The following is a 17,369-nucleotide window of genomic DNA, read 5'->3' as shown; positions in this document are numbered from 1 at the left end:
GATTTCCAGGATAGGCGCGGCTGGGCACATGGAAGAACACGCGGACGTACTGTTGTTCGTGCCACTCGTGAACCAGGACGCGTAACACGGGCGAAACACGAGCTTGACGGGCAGGCAACACCAAGTCCATAACGTCAGCTCTACGGACTCAACAAAGGAGCAAAAGCGTGGCGTTTTCCACGGCCCAAGAGGTCATCAAGTTCATCGCAGATGAAGGAATCGAATACGTCGACATCCGATTCACGGATTTGCCGGGTGCACAGCAGCACTTCTCGATCGCCGCGAAGGCGTTCACGGCGGACACTCTGGAAGACGGTCTTGCGTTCGACGGCTCGTCCGTCCGCGGCTTCCAGTCGATCCACGAGTCCGACATGATCCTGCTTCCGGACTACGCCACCGCTCAGATCGACCCGTTCCGGAACGCGAAGACGCTGAACATCGACTTCTTCGTCCACGACCCGTTCACGCGTGAGGCGTACAGCCGCGATCCTCGCAACGTCGCGCGCAAGGCCGAGGAGTACTTGGCGAGCACCGGCATTGCCGACACCGCGTACTTCGGTGCCGAGGCCGAGTTCTACATCTTCGACTCCGTGCGGTTCGACTCGCAGGCCAACGGCGCTTTCTACGAGCTCGACTCGTCCTCGGGTTGGTGGAACACCGGCGCCGAGACCGAGGCCGACGGCAGCCCGAACCTCGGCTACAAGGTTCGCTACAAGGGCGGCTACTTCCCCGTCGCTCCGTACGACCACTACGTCGACCTGCGCGACGAGATCTCCACCAACCTGCAGAACGCGGGCTTCGAGCTCGAGCGTGCACACCACGAGGTCGGCACGGGCGGCCAGCAGGAGATCAACTACAAGTTCAACACGTTGCTTCGCGCTGCCGATGATCTGCAGCTGTTCAAGTACATCGTCAAGAACACCGCCTGGAAGAACGGCAAGTCGGCGACGTTCATGCCGAAGCCGCTGTTCGGTGACAACGGCTCGGGCATGCACGTGCACCAGTCGCTGTGGAAGGACGGCAAGCCTCTCTTCCACGACGAGGCCGGATACGCCGGACTGTCGGATCTCGCGCGCCACTACATCGGCGGCATCCTGCACCACGCTCCGTCGCTGTTGGCTTTCACCAACCCGACGATCAACTCGTACCACCGGTTGGTGCCGGGCTACGAAGCCCCCATCAACCTGGTCTACAGCCAGCGCAACCGCTCCGCCGCGGTTCGTATCCCGATCACCGGCAACAACCCGAAGGCCAAGCGCCTCGAGTTCCGTGCGCCCGACTCCTCGGGCAACCCGTACCTGAACTTCGCCGCGCAGATGATGGCCGGCCTGGACGGCATCAAGAACAAGATCGAGCCGATGGCACCGGTCGACAAGGACCTCTACGAGTTGCCGCCCGAGGAAGCCAAGAACATTCCTCAGGCACCCACCTCGCTCAATGCGGTCATCGACCGTCTCGAGGCCGATCACGACTACCTCACCGAGGGTGGCGTGTTCACGACCGACCTGATCGAGACCTGGATCTCACTCAAGCGCGAGCAGGAGATCGCTCCGGTCAACTTGCGTCCGCACCCGTACGAGTTCTCGCTGTACTACGACGTGTGAGTCGATAACTTCACCCAGAAATCGCCCGGCCGAATCTCTTCGGCCGGGCGTTTTTGCGTTCTCGATTGTTTCCATTGGGCGCAGATTTCGGCAAACGGCAACAGAATTCGAGACGGTCGGAGTTTGATAGTTGATACGCGGGGTAAAGACCTGTATCCGCTAAGGGCGAACAGAGGACAACGAACTTCATGGACGCACTGTGGGAATTCATCGTCGGACGGCGAAGGCAGTTGGCGATCGACTCCTACCTACACGTCTCCGCCGTCATTCAATGCGTGATCATCGCTACCGTTATCGGAGTCGCCATCGGCGTGCTCGTCTATCGCAGTCCCGCTGGCTCCGCCATCGCGACAGCTCTGGCGAGCACCGTGTTGACGATTCCGTCGTTCGCACTGTTGGGTCTGCTTATTCCAATTCTGGGATTGGGCGTTCGACCGACAGTGACCGCTCTGGTCCTGTACTCGCTGCTCCCGATCATCAGAAACACGGTAGTAGGTCTGGATGCGGTGAATCCTGCGGTCACCGATGCCGCCCGAGGAATCGGCATGAGCCGCATTCTCGTGCTGCGGCGCATCGAGATTCCACTTGCGTGGCCCTCGATTCTCACCGGAATGCGGGTCAGCACACAGCTGGCCATGGGCATCCTGGCCATCGCTGCGTACGCCAAAGGCCCCGGCCTGGGCAACCTTCTGTTCTCCGGACTCGCACGGGTCGGCAGCCCCACCGCCGTCCCCCAGGCATTGACCGGCACCATCCTCATCGTTCTACTGGCGCTGATCCTCGATGGGATCTACGTCGTGATCGGCAAACTGACCACCTCTAGGGGCATCCGTGAGTGAGAAAACGACCGTATCCGGCGCAGAAATCGTGCTGGAGAACGTGACCAAGAGCTACTCAGGACAAAAGGACGCCGCCGTCGACAACGTGTCGATGACGATCCCCGCCGGTGAAGTGGTCGTGCTGGTCGGTCCGTCCGGCTGCGGTAAGACGACGACCATGCGCATGATCAACCGATTGATCGAACCGACGTCGGGCCGGATCACCATCGGCGGCAAGGATGCGCTGTCGATCAACCCGAACGAGCTGCGCCGAACCATCGGTTACTCGATCCAGCAGGCAGGACTGTTCCCGCATATGACCATTGCCGAGAACGTCGGCATGGTTCCCGGTCTGATCGGCTGGAAGAAGGCGAAAATATCGGATCGCACCGACGAGATGCTCGACCTCGTCGGGCTCGATCCAGCGCTGTACCGCGGTCGCTACCCACGCCAGCTGTCCGGAGGCCAGCAGCAACGTGTCGGTGTTGCGCGCGCTCTCGCTGCCGATCCCCCGGTGCTGTTGATGGACGAGCCGTTCGGCGCGGTCGACCCCATCACCCGAGGCCTGCTGCAAGACGAATTGATGCGTCTGCAAGCAGAATTGGGTAAGACGATCGTATTCGTCACCCACGACTTCGACGAAGCCGTCAAACTCGGCGACCGGATTGCCGTGCTGGGCAATCAATCTCGAATTCTGCAGTTCGATACTCCGGAAGCTGTGTTGGCCAATCCCGCCGACGATACCGTCGCCGGATTCGTCGGCGCCGGTGCAGCTCTCAAGCAACTGACTCTGATGCGTGTGCGCGACATCGAGTTGTCCGATGTTCCGGTCATGGCCGAAGACCAGCCGGTCGAGGCAATGAACGCGGCCCTCGGAAACGATCCGGAGGCGTGGGGAATCATTCTCGATGCGCGCAAGCGGCCCATTCGTTGGACCGATCGACGTCACCTCACGGGCGCGAAGAGCCTGCGCGACGTCGGTGTTCCGATGGGCGAAATGGTCTCGACACAGTCCACTCTGCAGGACGCGCTCGAAGCGCTTCTCGCCGAGGGGAATGCAACGGCTACGGTCACCGGTCAGCGCGGCGAATACGCAGGCACCATCACCATCGAAGCGCTGATCGACACCATCAAGACCATCCGTTCGCAGCACGCTCACGACCACGACGAGAAGGCCCATGACACCGACACTGCAGCCGACGACGTGACCGCAGGAAGTCCGTCGTGACGACCGCGGCGGATCCTTCGGTCGTCGACGCAGATCCGGACGACGACGGCGGCGCGCAAGCGGCGGTGCAGGCCGCCAAACGCGCGGAACGTGTTCGTCTACTTGTGCAACCGGCCATCATCGTGGTGGTGGTAGTCGGCCTGCTCCTCTATACCTTCACTCGTGACCTGAGTGCGACGCAAAAGGAGACGCTGAACGCGAGCACTTTGTTCCAGCGGCTCTCCGAGCACGTCGTCATCACGATCGTCGTCACCGCGCTCGTGCTCGCGATTGCTGTTCCTCTGGGAATTCTGTTGACCCGCAACGGCTACCGAAAACTGGCACCGATCTTCCTCGGTATCGCCAACATCGGCCAGGCCGCTCCGGCGGTCGGCTTGCTGGTGTTGCTCTTCCTTGCAACGGGAAAGACCGGCTTCTGGATCGGAGTATTGCCCATCGCGTTCTACTCACTCCTTCCCGTTCTCCGAAACACGATGCTCGGCTTCCAACAAGTCGATCCGAGCTACATCGATGCTGCACGCGGACAAGGTATGTCCAGCAGCGGGATCCTGTGGCGAATCGAGTTTCCGCTGGCGGTGCCGTACATGCTGGCGGGTCTGCGCACGTCCCTGGTGCTCGCCGTCGGTACGGCCACCCTGAGCTTCCTTGTGGGGGCGGGCGGTCTCGGAGTTCTCATCGACACCGGATACAAGCTCTATCAGCCGCTGATCCTCGTCGTGGGAGGCGTTCTCGCCGTGGCTCTCGCGTTGTTCGTCGACTGGCTCGGGGCACTCGCCGAGGCCTACCTCGGACCGAAAGGACTCCGCTGATGCGGCACTCGACTCGGCAACTCATTGCTCTGTGCGCGATCGTCACGGTCGCGTTGACGGGCTGCGGACTGCAGTCGGGCGGTGCCGTGCCGCTATCTGTCGAACCCGGCAGCATCAAGTCGATGCCGGGCCTCGAAGGGGCCGAACTGACGGTCGGCTCGAAAGATTTCACCGAGCAGATCATTCTGGGCTACATACTCGAATTCGCTATGTCGGCCGCAGGTGCGGACGTCCGTGACCTCACCAACATTTCGGGATCCAACAGCACCCGTCAGGCCATGATTGCCGGCCAGGTCGACCTGAGCTACGAGTACACCGGAACAGGCTGGATCAACTACCAGGGCAACGAGACTCCTATTACCGACGCTACCGAGCAGTTCGATGCCGTCCGCGATGCCGACACCGAGAACGGCATCGTGTGGGTCAACCCGGCACCCATGGACAATACGTACGCGCTGGCCACGAACAGGGCGACAGCCGAGCAGACCGGTGTGAAGACGCTCTCGGATTATGCGGCTCTCGTGGCGCGCGACCCGGCCGCGTCAGCGTTGTGCGTGGAGACCGAGTTCAACAGTCGACAGGACGGATTTCCCGGCCTGGCAGCAACGTACGGTTTCGACGCCAACGCCGTTCCCCGTCAGATTCTGCAGACCGGAATCATCTATCAGGCAACGGCCGACGGTTCCCAGTGCAAGTTCGGTGAGGTGTTCACCACCGACGGCCGCATCAAAGGTCTCGATCTTGTCGTGCTCGAGGACGACAAGAATTTCTTTCCCCGGTACAACGCCACCGTCGTGATTCGCTCGAAAATCGCGGAAGAGTACCCGCAGATTGCCGAGATCACCGCACCGATCTCTGCGGCGTTGACAAACGACGAAATCACCGAACTCAACAAGCAGGTCGATGTCGACGGCCGCGAACCGGCCGACGTCGCGCGTGACTGGATGGTCGAGAAAGGCTTCGTCACCGTCGAAGGTGACTAGTTTCCACCGAACGTTCGCTCCACCACTGCCTTTGCCCGACGCGTGACGCGCAGGTAGTTGTCGAGGAACGCCCCTGCATCGCCGTCCTGCCAGCCTGCGACCTTCGCCACGGCTGACAGAACAGCTCCCGGTGCCGGGAGCTGGTCGGTCGGCTTACCGCGCACGAGGACAAGAGCGTTGCGCGCCTTCGTCGCGAGTATCCAGGCTTCGCGCAGCAACTCCACGTCGGTTTCGCTCATCAGCTCGGCCGCACCGATCGCGTCCAACGACTGCAATGTCGAGGTGTTGTGCAGCGTGTGAACCTTGTGTGCGTACCTGAGCTGGATGAGTTGGACGGTCCACTCGATGTCCGCCAGTCCCCCGCGGCCGAGCTTGGTGTGCGTGGCGGGGTCGGCTCCCTTGGGCAGTCGCTCGGAGTCGATACGCGCCTTGATTCGCCTGATCTCGCGGACCGCGTCGGTGGATACGCCGCCCTCGGGATAGCGCACCTGGTCTGCCATCAGCAGGAACCGGATGCCGAGATCCTGGTCGCCGGCGACCTGGTGTGCCCGCAGCAAGGCCTGAACCTCCCATGCCTGGGCCCACTGCGAGTAGTACGCGGCATAGGACGACAGGGTGCGCACCACCGGCCCGCTTCTGCCTTCCGGTCGCAGACCGGTATCGACCTCGAGGGGCGGGTCGGTGCTGGGCGCGCCGAGCAATTTGCGGATGCGGTCGGCAATCGTGTTGGCCCACTTGACCGCAACGGTCTCGTCGATGCCGTCCACCGGCTCGCAGACGAACAGAACGTCGGCGTCGCTACCGTAGCCCAGCTCACCGCCGCCGAGCCGTCCCATACCGATCACCGCCAGATTGGCCGGTGCCGGTTCTCCGCGTTCTTTCTCGCTGGCGCGCACGGCGGCTGCGAGTGCCGCGTTGATGACCGCGGCCCAAACCGACGACAGCGCCCGGCACACCTGAGGAACATCGAGCATGCCGAGAATGTCGGCCGAGGCGACCCGGGCCAGTTCATGACGGCGTAGCGCCCTGGCGGCATTGATCGCCCGCACCGGATCCTCGTACCGAGCCGAGGACGACAGGATGGCGCGGTATGTCTCTTCCGGTTCGACGTCGAGTAGGCGAGGGCCGGTGGGTCCGTCGGCGAACAATCGGATGACCTCGGGGGCCTTGATCAGCAGATCGGGTACGTACGCCGAGGAGCCGAGCACGATCATGAGCCGCTGCGCTACTGCGCCTTCGTCGCGCAGCACTCGCAGGAACCACGTCTGCTCCCCTGCCGATTCCGAGAGTCGCCGGTAGTGCAGCAATCCCGCATCCGGGTCCGGGGTGTCGGCGAGCCATTCGAGCAGGGTCGGGAGGAGTACCGCCTGAATTTGCCCGCGCCGAGTGCCCGAGCCGACGAGTGCTCGCAAGTGGCCCAGTGCGTTCTGCGGGGTGGCATAGCCGAGGGCTGCGAGCTGACGCGTCGCCGCGTCCGGAGTCAGACGCACCGTCTCGGAATCGAACTTGACCACCGAGTCCAGCAGCGGCCGATAGAAGAGCTTCGCGTGCAGCCGCCGAATACGTTGCGCGTTGCGTTTGATCTCCGCGTTGAGGACACCGAGGGCGTCGCGATTGCCGTCCGGGCGCATGTGCGCCGAACGCGCCAACCACCGCAGCGCTTCCTCGTCGTCCGGCGGAGGCAGCGTGTGCGTCCGCCGCATTCTCTGCATCTGCAGGCGGTGCTCGATCAGCCGAAGAAATTCGTAGGACGCGGTGAGATTCGCCGCATCGTCGCGGCCGACGTACCCGCCCTCCGTGAGGGCAGACAGTGCGTCGGTCGTGCCGAGCACGCGCAGCGACTCGTCGGTTCGACCGTGGACCAATTGCAGCAGCTGAACGGCGAATTCGACGTCTCGCAAACTGCCGCGGCCGAGTTTGATCTCGCGTTCGCGCAGCTCGGGTGGCACCATCTCCTCGACTCGGCGGCGCATGGCGCGCACCTCCGGCACGAAGTCATCGCGCTGGCTGGCCAGCCACACCATCGGGTTGACGGCGTCGACGTAATCGTTGCCGAGCGCGATGTCACCGGTCATCGGCCGAGCCTTGAGCAGCGCCTGGAACTCCCAGGTCTTGGCCCACCGCTTGTAATAGGCCACGTGCGAATCCAGCGTGCGGACCAGTTCGCCGCGTTTGCCCTCGGGGCGCAGGGCCGCGTCGACCTCGAAGAACGCGGAGGAGCCGATGCGCATCATTTCACCCGCGATACGGCTGGCCTGCGAGTCCGCGGGCTCGGCGACGAACACGACATCGACGTCCGAGACGTAGTTGAGTTCGCGGGCGCCGCACTTGCCCATCGCGACGACGGCCAGGCGCGTCGGACATGGGGCGTCCGGGCAGACGGTGGCCACGGCGACGGCCAACGCCGCAGTGAGCGCTGCATCGGCCATGTCCGACAGTTGCGACCCGACCACCGTGTAGGGCAGGACGGGTTCGTTCTCGACGGTTGCCGCGAGGTCGTAGGCAGCCAGCACCATGATCTGGTCGCGGTACTTCTTGCGCAGCGCGATCACTGCGGGCGGTCCGGTCAGCGATGCGCGGTACAGGTCGGGTGCGGCATTGGGTCCGGTCTCGGGCTCTGCCCCGACGACCTCGAGGAGCTCCGCCACCAGCGTCGCCTTGCTGGGCAGCTCTATCTTCGCCGAGTTTCCACTGCTCTGACCCTTCTTGGTCAGCAGTAGACGCCAGGTGCTGTCGTCGGCCACGAGGTGATCGGCGAGCGCACTCGATGCGCCGATGGTTCCCAGGATGCGCCCGCGAAATCCCTTGTCGGTTCGCAACGCTGTGTCGAACTCCGACCAACCGGAACCGAGCAATTCGTACAACCGCACCAGGGTGCGCAGTGCGAGGTCCGCGTTGGGCGCGCGAGACAGCGACCACAGCAGTTCGAGGCTTTCTTCATCCGTCCAACCGAGGGTGCGCAGATCGGACGGAGCAGATTGTTCGACCAGACCGAGACGGCCCGGTCCGGGAACGATGGATCTGGAAGTCGGAGGACGCACCATCAGAATCCACCTCGGGGTGCCACAGATTTACCTCGTCGTCAGTACATGCGACGCGAGGGTGCCCACGCCGGCATCGGAACTACCATTCACGATCGACTAGAACGTAGCCCATGACCACGCCGCGCCGTTAAATGCCCAGGGTCGCACTACAGACCCAGGTAGGCCTTCAGCTCGTACGGCGTGACGTGATTGCGGTATTCCTCCCACTCACGACGCTTGTTGCGCAGGAAGAAGTCGAAGACGTGCTCGCCCAGTGCTTCGGCGACCAGTTCGGATCCCTCCATCGCGTTCAGCGCCTGATCGAGGTTGCCCGGCAGCTCCTTGTAGCCCATGGCACGACGCTCCGCGGAGGTCAGAGCCCACACGTCTTCCTCGGCCTCGGGAGGCAGCGTGTAGCCCTTCTCGATTCCGCGCAGGCCGGCCGCGAGCAACACAGCGAAGGCGAGGTACGGGTTGCACGCAGAATCAGGACTGCGGATCTCGACGCGTCGCGAGGACGCCTTGTTCGGGGTGTACATCGGCACGCGGATAAGGGCCGAACGGTTTGCCGGTCCCCAGGAAGCTGCCGTCGGTGCCTCGCCGCCGCGCACGAGCCGCTTGTAGGAGTTGACCCACTGGTTGGTCACCGCGCTGATCTCGTTCGCGTGCTCGAGGATTCCGGCGATGAAGGACTTGCCGGTCTCGGAGAGCTGCATCGGATCGTCCGGGTTGTGGAAGGCGTTCGCGTCGCCCTCGAACAGGCTCATGTGCGTGTGCATCGCCGAACCGGCCTGGTCGCTGAACGGCTTGGGCATGAACGTTGCACGCACACCCTCCTCGATGGCAACTTCCTTGACCACGTAACGGAAGGTCATGATGTTGTCCGCCATCGACAGGGCGTCGGCGTACCGCAGGTCGATCTCCTGCTGGCCGGGTGCGGCCTCGTGATGACTGAACTCGACCGAGATACCCATCGACTCGAGTGCATCGATGGCGTGCCTGCGGAAGTTCGGGGCCGAGTCGTGCACGGCCTGGTCGAAGTAGCCGCCATTGTCGGCCGGGGTGGGCGGCGAGCCGTCCTGCGGGGCGTCCTTGAGCAGGAAGAACTCGATCTCCGGGTGCACGTAGCAACTGAAACCGAGGTCTGCGGCCTTGCTCAACTGGCGACGCAGCACGTGGCGGGAGTCGGCCCAGGACGGCGAGCCGTCGGGCATGGCGATGTCGCAGAACATCCGCGCCGAGTGCTGGTGGCCCTTGCTGGTGGACCACGGCAGGATCTGGAACGTCGAGGGATCCGGCTTGGCCACGGTGTCCGCCTCGGACACGCGGGCGAATCCTTCGATAGCGCTACCGTCGAAGCCGATTCCCTCGTCGAATGCTCCTTCGAGCTCCGCGGGGGCGATGGCCACCGATTTCAGGTAACCGAGAACATCGGTGAACCAAAGGCGGACGAAACGAATATCGCGCTCTTCTAAGGTCCGGAGCACGAATTCCTTTTGACGATCCATGAACGCGAGAGTAAGCAAACGGAGTTAAATCTGTGTTACATCGTGAATTCGGTCTCACTTCGTGGAACTCTCCGAACACATTTCGGTCGGTGAGGTAGCGCGTCAGCAGCGCAATCCGTCCCGCGGCGGCACCAGATCGACGAGGTAACTCACCAGCGGATCGTCGATGCACTCGACGCCCGAGAACGCCACCGTGTGTTGCGTTCCCTCGTAGGTCACCAGGTCCCCTCGCAGCTGCGAAGCCAGTTCGACTCCCGCCTGATAGGGCGTGGCCGGATCGTTGGTCGTCGACACCACCACCAGCGTCGGCAGTCCCTCCACGTCCACGATGTGCGGGTCACTCGTGTTGGGCACCGGCCAGAAAGCGCACAAGTCGAGCGGCGCATCGCCCGTGGCCCGGCCGTCGTCCAGATACGGCGCGGCCGCACGGAACCTGGCGTCGGCCTCGTCGGCCGCTGCGCGGTCGGTGGTCGGCGGGCCGTCGACGCATCGAACGGCGTTGAACGCATCGTCGATGTTGGTGTAGCTGCCGTCCTCGAGCCGCCCGGAGTAGGTATCGGCGAGCCGGAGCAGCGTGTCGCCCCGCCCGTCGCGCAGCTCGCTCAATCCGGCCCGCAGCAGACGCCACAGCTGCTGCGAGTACAGCGCCTGCTGAGCTCCGGTGATCGCGTCGTCGTAGCTGAGCCCGCGTGGATCGGTCGTCTCGGCCGGCTGGTCGATCAACGGGTCGACCAGTGACCGGAACTGTGCGACGGCCTGAGCCGGATCGGTTCCCAGCGGGCAGGTGTCGGTCTGTGCGCAGTCGGCGGCGAATTGATCGAACGCGGTCTGGAACGCCGCACCTTGCGCGACGGCCTCGTCCACGGGCGACTGGTCCGGGTCGAGCGCACCGTCGAGCACCATCGCCCGCACGTTCGACGGGAACTCCTCGGCATACGCCGTGCCGATTCGGGTGCCGTACGAGTAGCCGACATAGGTCAATTTCTCGTCGCCCAGAACCCCCCGGATGACGTCCATGTCGCGGACGACTTCCCTGGTACCGACATGCTCGAGCAGGTCCGCCCCGGTGCGTTCGACGCATTGCGCGGCGTAATCCCGGTGTTCGGCCTCGGTCGCTGCGATGCCTTCGGGGCTGACGTCGACGTCCGGTTCACGACGCTCCGCGTCGACCTCGTCGGGCGTCAGGCACCGCACCTCCGGTTCCGAGGCCCCGATCCCACGCGGATCGAATCCGATGCGATCGAAACGATCGGCGATGGCGGTGTCGCCGGCCTGTGTGGCCAGGTACAGCCCCGAGGAGCCGGGGCCACCGGGATTCATCAGTATCGAGCCGATCTTCTCGCCCGTTGCCTGCGTCCGGGAGATGGCGACCTCGATCGTCGTGCCGCTGGGATCGGCGTAGTCGAGCGGCACGGTCACCATCGCGCATTCGACGTCGCCGCCCAGTTCGCTGCCATCGGTGTTGTAGCGGTCGCAGGACTCCCACTGCAGAGTCTGCGTGTAAAAGGTCTCGAGTCCCGCGGGAACCGGGCCGGCAACCGATGCCGGGGCGTCGGAGCTCTCCGGTACGGCAGTGGGCTCGGGGCCGGAGCAGCCCGCGAGCAACACGGCGACTGCGGACAGTGCCACGGCCGAGCTCCTGGTGCGCGTTCTCATGGTCACGATCGTGCCAGGTCTTTCGAGCCGGGCATTGCTCTCACTGCCCGGCGGGGACGGTCTCGGAGCACTAGCGTGGACACAGTGCAGGCCCTTCGACTCGCCCTGGCCCAGATCAATTCCGTCGTCGGCGATCTCGCGGGAAATTCCGCTGCGATCGTCGAGTGGACGGTCCGCGCCGCTCACGACGGTGCCAACGTGGTGGTGTTTCCCGAGATGGCCCTGACGGGATACCCCGTCGAGGATCTGGCTCTGCGGCCCTCGTTCGCGGCCGCATCGGCCCGTGCCCTCACCGAATTGGCTACCGCGCTGGACACGGCCGGGTGCGGCGACCGCATCGTGGTGGTGGGTTACCTCGATCGCGACGCCGAGGGCTCACGCAACAGCGCTGCGATGATCGTCGACGGCCGGGTGATATCTCGCTACCACAAGCACTCGCTTCCCACCTACCGGGTGTTCGACGAGGCTCGCTATTTCGCCCCCGGGTCACGCCTGAGCATCGCGTCGGTGAACGGACTACGACTCGGTGTCGTTGTGTGCGAGGACATCTGGCAACCGGGCGGGTCCGTCTCGGCCTATGCCACAGCCGGGGTCGACATGCTGCTCTGCCTCAACGCCAGCCCCTTCGAGCAAGGCAAGGACGAGGTCAGGCGCGGCATAGTAGAACGCCGGGCCACCGAGATCGGCGCTCCGATCGCCTACGTCAACGTGGTCGGCGGCCAGGACGAATTGGTGTTCGACGGGGGTAGCTTCGTCGTCGGCCCCGACGGTTCCACCTGGGGCCGCTCCCCCCAGTTCGTCGAACACCTGCTTGTCGTCGACGTCGATACCCCCACTGATCCGCGTCCGGACGCGGCCGCGGTCCCCGGCTGGACCATCGATCGGGTGTCACTTCCCGACGTGGCGATCACCGGCTGGCAGCGAGCCGAACCGTCTCTGGCCGACGTCGCGTGCGTAGAGCAGCAGGTGTGGGGCGCTCTGGTGACCGGCTTGCGGGACTATGTGCACAAGAACAACTTTCGGTCGGTTGCTCTCGGCTTGTCCGGCGGTATCGATTCCGCGGTGGTGGCAGCCATCGCCGTCGATGCGCTCGGTAGCGATGCGGTACACGCGGTGTCGATGCCATCGACGTACTCCTCGGATCATTCACGCACGGACGCAGAGGATCTCGCGTCGCGCACCGGGATCCACTTCAGCATCGAGCCGATTGCCGACATGGTCGCCTGCTACGTCGACCAACTGCACCTGACCGGCCTTGCCGAGGAAAACATCCAGGCGCGATGCCGAGGCATGGTGTTGATGGCACTGTCGAACACCTCCGGCCACCTGGTACTGGCTACCGGCAACAAATCAGAACTGGCGGTGGGCTATTCGACGATCTACGGCGATGCCGTCGGCGGTTTCGCGCCGATCAAGGACGTGCCGAAGTCGCTGGTGTGGGAGCTGGCGCGGTGGCGGAACAAGTCTGCGGCCGAGCGTGGGGATATTCCTCCCATCCCCGAGTCGAGCATCGACAAGCCCCCGTCCGCCGAGCTCAGGCCGGGCCAACTCGACACCGATTCGCTGCCCGACTACGACGAACTCGACGCCATCATATTTCGGTATGTCGACCACGACCAGGGGTTCGAGGACATCGTCGCGGCCGGTTTCGACGCCGACGTGGTCGCAGACATCCTGCGCAAGATCGACGCGTCGGAGTACAAACGGCGTCAGTATCCGATCGGCAGCAAGGTCACCTCTCGCGCTTTCGGGCGGGATCGCCGCATGCCGATCACCAACGGTTGGCGAGACTACCGAGCAGCGCAGACCCCCGATCGGGTGTGACCAATTGCACTGTCGGTAGCGCCCCGCCGCGCCGTGCATGGGTGGCAGACTCGTCGATGTCATCACACCCCATCCCGGGGACCCGCCGAGCGGGCCTCGAGGACCAGAAAGGGACAAAGATGTCCGAAAATTCTGTGTACGGCGGCGCTACCCAGGACGTACCCGCCACCGGCTTGACCCGCAAGACCCGTACCCACCACCTTCTGCAGATGAAGGCGGACGGCGAACGCTGGGGAATGCTCACCGCCTACGACTACTCGAGTGCGCGCATCTTCGAGGAAGCCGGAGTACCAGTTCTCCTCGTCGGCGATTCCGCGGCAAACGTGGTCTACGGCTACGACACCACCGTGCCGATCACCGTCGACGAACTGCTCCCGCTGGTCCGCGGCGTGGTCCGCGGCGCGCCGCATGCCCTCGTCGTCGCTGATCTCCCATTCGGCACCTACGAGGCCTCGCCTCAGCAGGCCCTCGAGACCGCGGTCCGCTTCATGAAAGAAGGCCTCGCAGGAGCAGTCAAGCTCGAAGGCGGCGAACGCGTCGCCGCCCAGATCGCGGCAATCACTGCAGCAGGCATCCCGGTCATGGCCCACGTGGGCTTCACCCCGCAGAGTGTCAACACTCTCGGCGGTTTCCGGGTTCAGGGCCGCGGTGACGCGTCCGAGCAGCTGGTGGCCGACGCCATCGCAGTCCAGGAGGCGGGTGCGTTCGCCGTCGTCATGGAGATGGTTCCCGCCGACATCGCCGGTCAGGTCACGCGCAAGTTGACCATTCCGACCGTCGGCATCGGCGCAGGAAACGAATGTGACGCGCAGGTCCTCGTATGGCAGGACATGGCCGGCTACACCAACGGCAAGACCGCGAAGTTCGTCAAGAAGTTCGCCGACGTCGGAGATTCTCTGCGCACGGCCGCAACCACGTATATGTCCGAGGTCCGTTCGGGAGTCTTTCCGGGGCCCGAACACAGCTACTGATCGTGCTCGTCTGCACCGAGCACAGATGGCAGACTCGGGGCATGACACTCAGACGGGGTTCGACCTTCGGTGCACGTAGAGGCGCAGTCGCTCTCGCAGGCGCGGCTGCGCTTCTCGCACTGGTGGGCGCATGCAGCACCGACACGACCAATACCGGTTCGTCGTCGTCGACGACGATCGCACCGACCACCACGGTCACCACGACGCCGGTGGAAGCGGTGATCACCGACGCGCAGAAGCAGCAGTTATGCACCGATCTGGAAGCGCAGCTGTCCAATTGGCGCGTTCAGGGGCCCACTCTGGGCCGCGGTGGACTGAACATTCTGGTGCAGACCTGGGCCGCGCAGAGCGGCGTCATCAACCTGCAGGTGGTGCAGAACCGCGCAATCGTCGACGACATCACCCAGGACACCTGCTCGGACGTGCGTGACGAGGCCATCCGTTCGCTCGATATTCCGGACCTGGCGTCGGGACTGGTGGGCTTCTAGATGCGCTCTCTGTATCCCGAGATCGAGCCTGTCGAGACCGGACACCTGGATGTCGGTGAGGGGCAACGGGTCTATTGGGAGGTCTCCGGCAACCCGGACGGCGCGCCGGTGGTGTTCGTGCACGGCGGGCCTGGCGGTGCCACCAATCCTCTGCAGCGGCGATACTTCGACCCGCAGTCCTACCGAATCGTCTTGTTCGATCAGCGGGGCTGCGGGTTGTCGACCCCGCATATCGCCGATGGAGCCGATCTGTCGGTCAACACCACCGACCGGTTGATCGCGGACATGGAGAAGCTGCGTGAGCACCTGGGTATCGATACCTGGCTGGTGTTCGGCGGTTCGTGGGGATCGACGTTGTCGTTGGCCTATGCGCAGGCGCACCGAGAGCGCGTGCGCGGGCTCGTGTTGCGCGGAATCTTCCTGGTTCGGCCATCCGAGATCGACTGGTATTACCGGGGCGGTGCCGGCCACATCTTCCCCGATCTGTGGGAGAAGTTTCTCGAACCGGTCCCGGAGGACGAGCGTGACGGTGACCTCGTCGAGGCGTATCACCGGCAGCTGATGTCCGAGGACGACGACGTCGCAACCCGGGCGGCGGTGGCATGGTCGTCCTGGGAGGCGGCGACTAGCTACCTGCTACCGAAACCGGATGCAGTGCAGGGTAATTCAGACCCGCGATTCGCCAGGGCATTCGCCGGAATCGAGAATCACTACTTCCGCAACAATTGCTTCCTGGAAGAGAACCAACTGCTACGCGACGCCCACCTGCTCGACGGCATTCCGGGCGTCATCGTGCAGGGCCGCTACGACGTCGTGTGTCCTGCGACGAGCGCCTGGGCGCTGCACAAGGCCTGGCCGGGTGCAGATCTGGTGATCGTCGACGACGCAGGGCATTCGGCGGCCGAGCCGGGCATCGTGCATCACCTCGTCGAGGCGACCGATCGCCTCAGGCCGTGACGGGCGAATAGTCGAAGGAGACTTTTCTCGAGTCGGTGTCGGCCTGGACCAATCGGACCGTCACCGACTCTCCCGCGGGTGGTTCCCCGCCGCACTTGCCGATGACTATCGGCTCCGAGACGAGCACCTCCGCATCTCGCTTGCCCTCGGCACCGCGGAGAACGACCGCATCGAAGCTCTCACCCACTCGGTCCCTCAGTACGTGCGCCTCGGTGAAATCTACGCACGCGCGATCGACTTTCGATGCCGCAGAGTCGGATCCGCGCATGATGGCAGGCAACTCGGGTAGCGCCTGCGCCGCCCAGTCCGGCGCCGACTCACCGGCCACGACGGCCAGGCACACCTCGGTGGTGAAACGATCCGACAGCCGCCGCAGCGGTGCCGTCACATGGGCGTAGGGCGCACCGATGCCCGAGTGTTCCACCGTTTCGTCTCGGTCGGCGATGTTCGTCGAGTGATCGAAGGCGAGGTAGTCCGCGCCGCGCAGCAAGCCGGTTGCCCGGGTCATCATCGCCAGGGTCGACGGCGCGTCAGCAGGCAACCCGGCCAGTACCGCTCCAGCGGATGCTCCTGCCGGCCAGTCTATTCCGAGCGCGGCGGCGGTGTTCTTCAAGGCTTCGAGGGCCTCGGGAGAGGCGGGCGGAAGGGTGCGGACAATGCCGATTCCGGCGTCGAGCATGATTCTGGCGGCACACATACCCGTCAACAACGACACCTCAGCGTTCCAACCGTCCACTGCCGTGCGTGGCTGCAGCGCGACGCGCCACCCCTGCCCTTCGGGCACAACTTCCTGCTCGGGCAAAGTGATGTCGATGGCTCCGCGGCGGATTGCTGCTGCCGCACGTTGCGATCCGAATTCCGCCAAGTTCGCGATGGACGGATGTGGTGTGCCTGCATCGACATCTGCTTGTACCTGGGCGTAATCGAGCCGGGCAACCGATCGCACCAACGCACGGGTCACCGTCCAGGCGACCGCTTCACCGACATCGTCCAGTTCGATGGTCCACAGCGCGGCGCAGCGTGTCTCTCCCTCGAGCAAGCTCCCCGAGCCCTCCGACAGCTCTCTCGGGTGCAACGGCACCGACCCGTCCGGCAGGTAGAACGTCTGGCCTCGCCGTCGGGTTTCCAGGTCGAGCGCTCCCCCGGGCACCACCAGCGCACCCACATCGGCGATGGCGTAGTGCACCACCAACCCGTTCGACGTCTTCTCGATGTGTACGGCCTGGTCGAGATCCTTCGAACCGGGCGGATCGATGGTGACGAACGGAATGTCGGTACGGTCGATCCTGCTGTCGGCGTGCAGATCTCGGGCGTCCATCGCCTCCTGCATCACCTGCGCATCGAAGGCCTCGGACAAGCCGAACTCGGATCTGATGGCCCCGAAATCGACGCTGGGAGCCCGCAGCCGGGTCAGCAGCACCGTCAGTTGTTCCAGTCGTCGTCGGAGTCGGCGGCCTTGTTGCGCGCAGCGGCGATCTTCAGAGCCCGCTCTGCGGTGGC

Annotated in this window: 13 protein-coding genes; 9 read left to right on the top strand and 4 right to left on the bottom strand. The window is 64.3% G+C overall.

Features of this window, described 5'->3' with window-relative positions:
• The first annotated feature begins 167 nt into the window (after nt 1-167).
• The 5 genes from glnA (RHODMAR_RS14115) to RHODMAR_RS14095 all read left to right on the top strand — a co-directional run bounded on the left by glnA (RHODMAR_RS14115) (nt 168) and on the right by RHODMAR_RS14095 (nt 5,442).
• Entirely contained in the window at nt 168-1,604 is a 1,437-nt protein-coding gene (gene glnA / locus RHODMAR_RS14115; RefSeq protein ID WP_008715657.1) for a type I glutamate--ammonia ligase, read from the top strand.
• 188 nt (nt 1,605-1,792) lie between these two features.
• The gene (locus tag RHODMAR_RS14110) at nt 1,793-2,443 is read left to right on the top strand and encodes an ABC transporter permease (protein WP_008715656.1); all 651 of its coding nucleotides are present in this window, start codon (nt 1,793-1,795) and stop codon (nt 2,441-2,443) included.
• Nucleotides 2,436-3,650, top strand: a complete 1,215-nt coding sequence (locus RHODMAR_RS14105; protein WP_008715651.1) for an ABC transporter ATP-binding protein — start codon at nt 2,436-2,438, stop codon at nt 3,648-3,650. Before RHODMAR_RS14110 ends, RHODMAR_RS14105 begins: the two co-directional genes overlap by 8 nt.
• Nucleotides 3,651-3,715: 65 nt before the next feature.
• Nucleotides 3,716-4,459: an ABC transporter permease gene (locus tag RHODMAR_RS14100; protein WP_042939244.1), complete on the top strand. Its 744-nt coding sequence runs from the start codon at nt 3,716-3,718 to the stop codon at nt 4,457-4,459.
• Nucleotides 4,459-5,442, top strand: a complete 984-nt coding sequence (locus tag RHODMAR_RS14095) for a glycine betaine ABC transporter substrate-binding protein (RefSeq protein WP_008715648.1) — start codon at nt 4,459-4,461, stop codon at nt 5,440-5,442. Before RHODMAR_RS14100 ends, RHODMAR_RS14095 begins: the two co-directional genes overlap by 1 nt.
• On the opposite strand, the gene RHODMAR_RS14090 is transcribed toward RHODMAR_RS14095, so the two are convergent.
• The 3 genes from RHODMAR_RS14090 to RHODMAR_RS14080 all read right to left on the bottom strand — a co-directional run bounded on the left by RHODMAR_RS14090 (nt 5,439) and on the right by RHODMAR_RS14080 (nt 11,629).
• On the bottom strand, nt 5,439-8,486 hold the full coding sequence (locus RHODMAR_RS14090; protein ID WP_008715647.1) for a bifunctional [glutamine synthetase] adenylyltransferase/[glutamine synthetase]-adenylyl-L-tyrosine phosphorylase: 3,048 nt from the start codon (nt 8,484-8,486) through the stop codon (nt 5,439-5,441). The two genes, RHODMAR_RS14095 and RHODMAR_RS14090, sit on opposite strands and share 4 nt — an antisense overlap.
• A 146-nt stretch (nt 8,487-8,632) precedes the next feature.
• The gene (glnA, locus tag RHODMAR_RS14085; protein WP_042939226.1) at nt 8,633-9,973 is read right to left on the bottom strand and encodes a type I glutamate--ammonia ligase; all 1,341 of its coding nucleotides are present in this window, start codon (nt 9,971-9,973) and stop codon (nt 8,633-8,635) included.
• A 102-nt stretch (nt 9,974-10,075) separates the two neighbouring features.
• Nucleotides 10,076-11,629 carry an alpha/beta hydrolase gene (locus tag RHODMAR_RS14080; RefSeq protein WP_042939241.1) on the bottom strand — a complete coding sequence of 518 codons (1,554 nt, stop codon included), beginning with the start codon at nt 11,627-11,629 and terminating at the stop codon, nt 10,076-10,078.
• A gap of 75 nt (nt 11,630-11,704) precedes the next feature.
• Between RHODMAR_RS14080 and RHODMAR_RS14075 the strand changes: the two genes are divergently transcribed.
• From RHODMAR_RS14075 to pip, 4 genes are all read left to right on the top strand, one after another.
• Nucleotides 11,705-13,453 carry an NAD+ synthase gene (locus RHODMAR_RS14075; RefSeq protein ID WP_008715640.1) on the top strand — a complete coding sequence of 583 codons (1,749 nt, stop codon included), beginning with the start codon at nt 11,705-11,707 and terminating at the stop codon, nt 13,451-13,453.
• Nucleotides 13,454-13,572: 119 nt separating this feature from the next.
• Nucleotides 13,573-14,424, top strand: a complete 852-nt coding sequence (gene panB, locus RHODMAR_RS14070) for a 3-methyl-2-oxobutanoate hydroxymethyltransferase (RefSeq protein ID WP_008715637.1) — start codon at nt 13,573-13,575, stop codon at nt 14,422-14,424.
• A gap of 41 nt (nt 14,425-14,465) precedes the next feature.
• On the top strand, nt 14,466-14,912 hold the full coding sequence (locus tag RHODMAR_RS14065; protein WP_008715636.1) for a hypothetical protein: 447 nt from the start codon (nt 14,466-14,468) through the stop codon (nt 14,910-14,912).
• Nucleotides 14,913-15,869, top strand: a complete 957-nt coding sequence (gene pip, locus RHODMAR_RS14060; protein ID WP_008715634.1) for a prolyl aminopeptidase — start codon at nt 14,913-14,915, stop codon at nt 15,867-15,869.
• Here pip and RHODMAR_RS14055 read toward each other — a convergent pair.
• Nucleotides 15,859-17,283 carry an RNB domain-containing ribonuclease gene (locus tag RHODMAR_RS14055; RefSeq protein WP_232433661.1) on the bottom strand — a complete coding sequence of 475 codons (1,425 nt, stop codon included), beginning with the start codon at nt 17,281-17,283 and terminating at the stop codon, nt 15,859-15,861. The genes pip and RHODMAR_RS14055 overlap by 11 nt on opposite strands.
• Nucleotides 17,284-17,369 lie beyond the last annotated feature (86 nt).

Origin of the sequence: Rhodococcus sp. AW25M09 (assembly GCF_000333955.1) — a bacterium.
In the GTDB taxonomy this organism is placed as follows: domain Bacteria; phylum Actinomycetota; class Actinomycetes; order Mycobacteriales; family Mycobacteriaceae; genus Rhodococcoides.
This window is presented reverse-complemented; position numbering and strand designations above follow the sequence as displayed.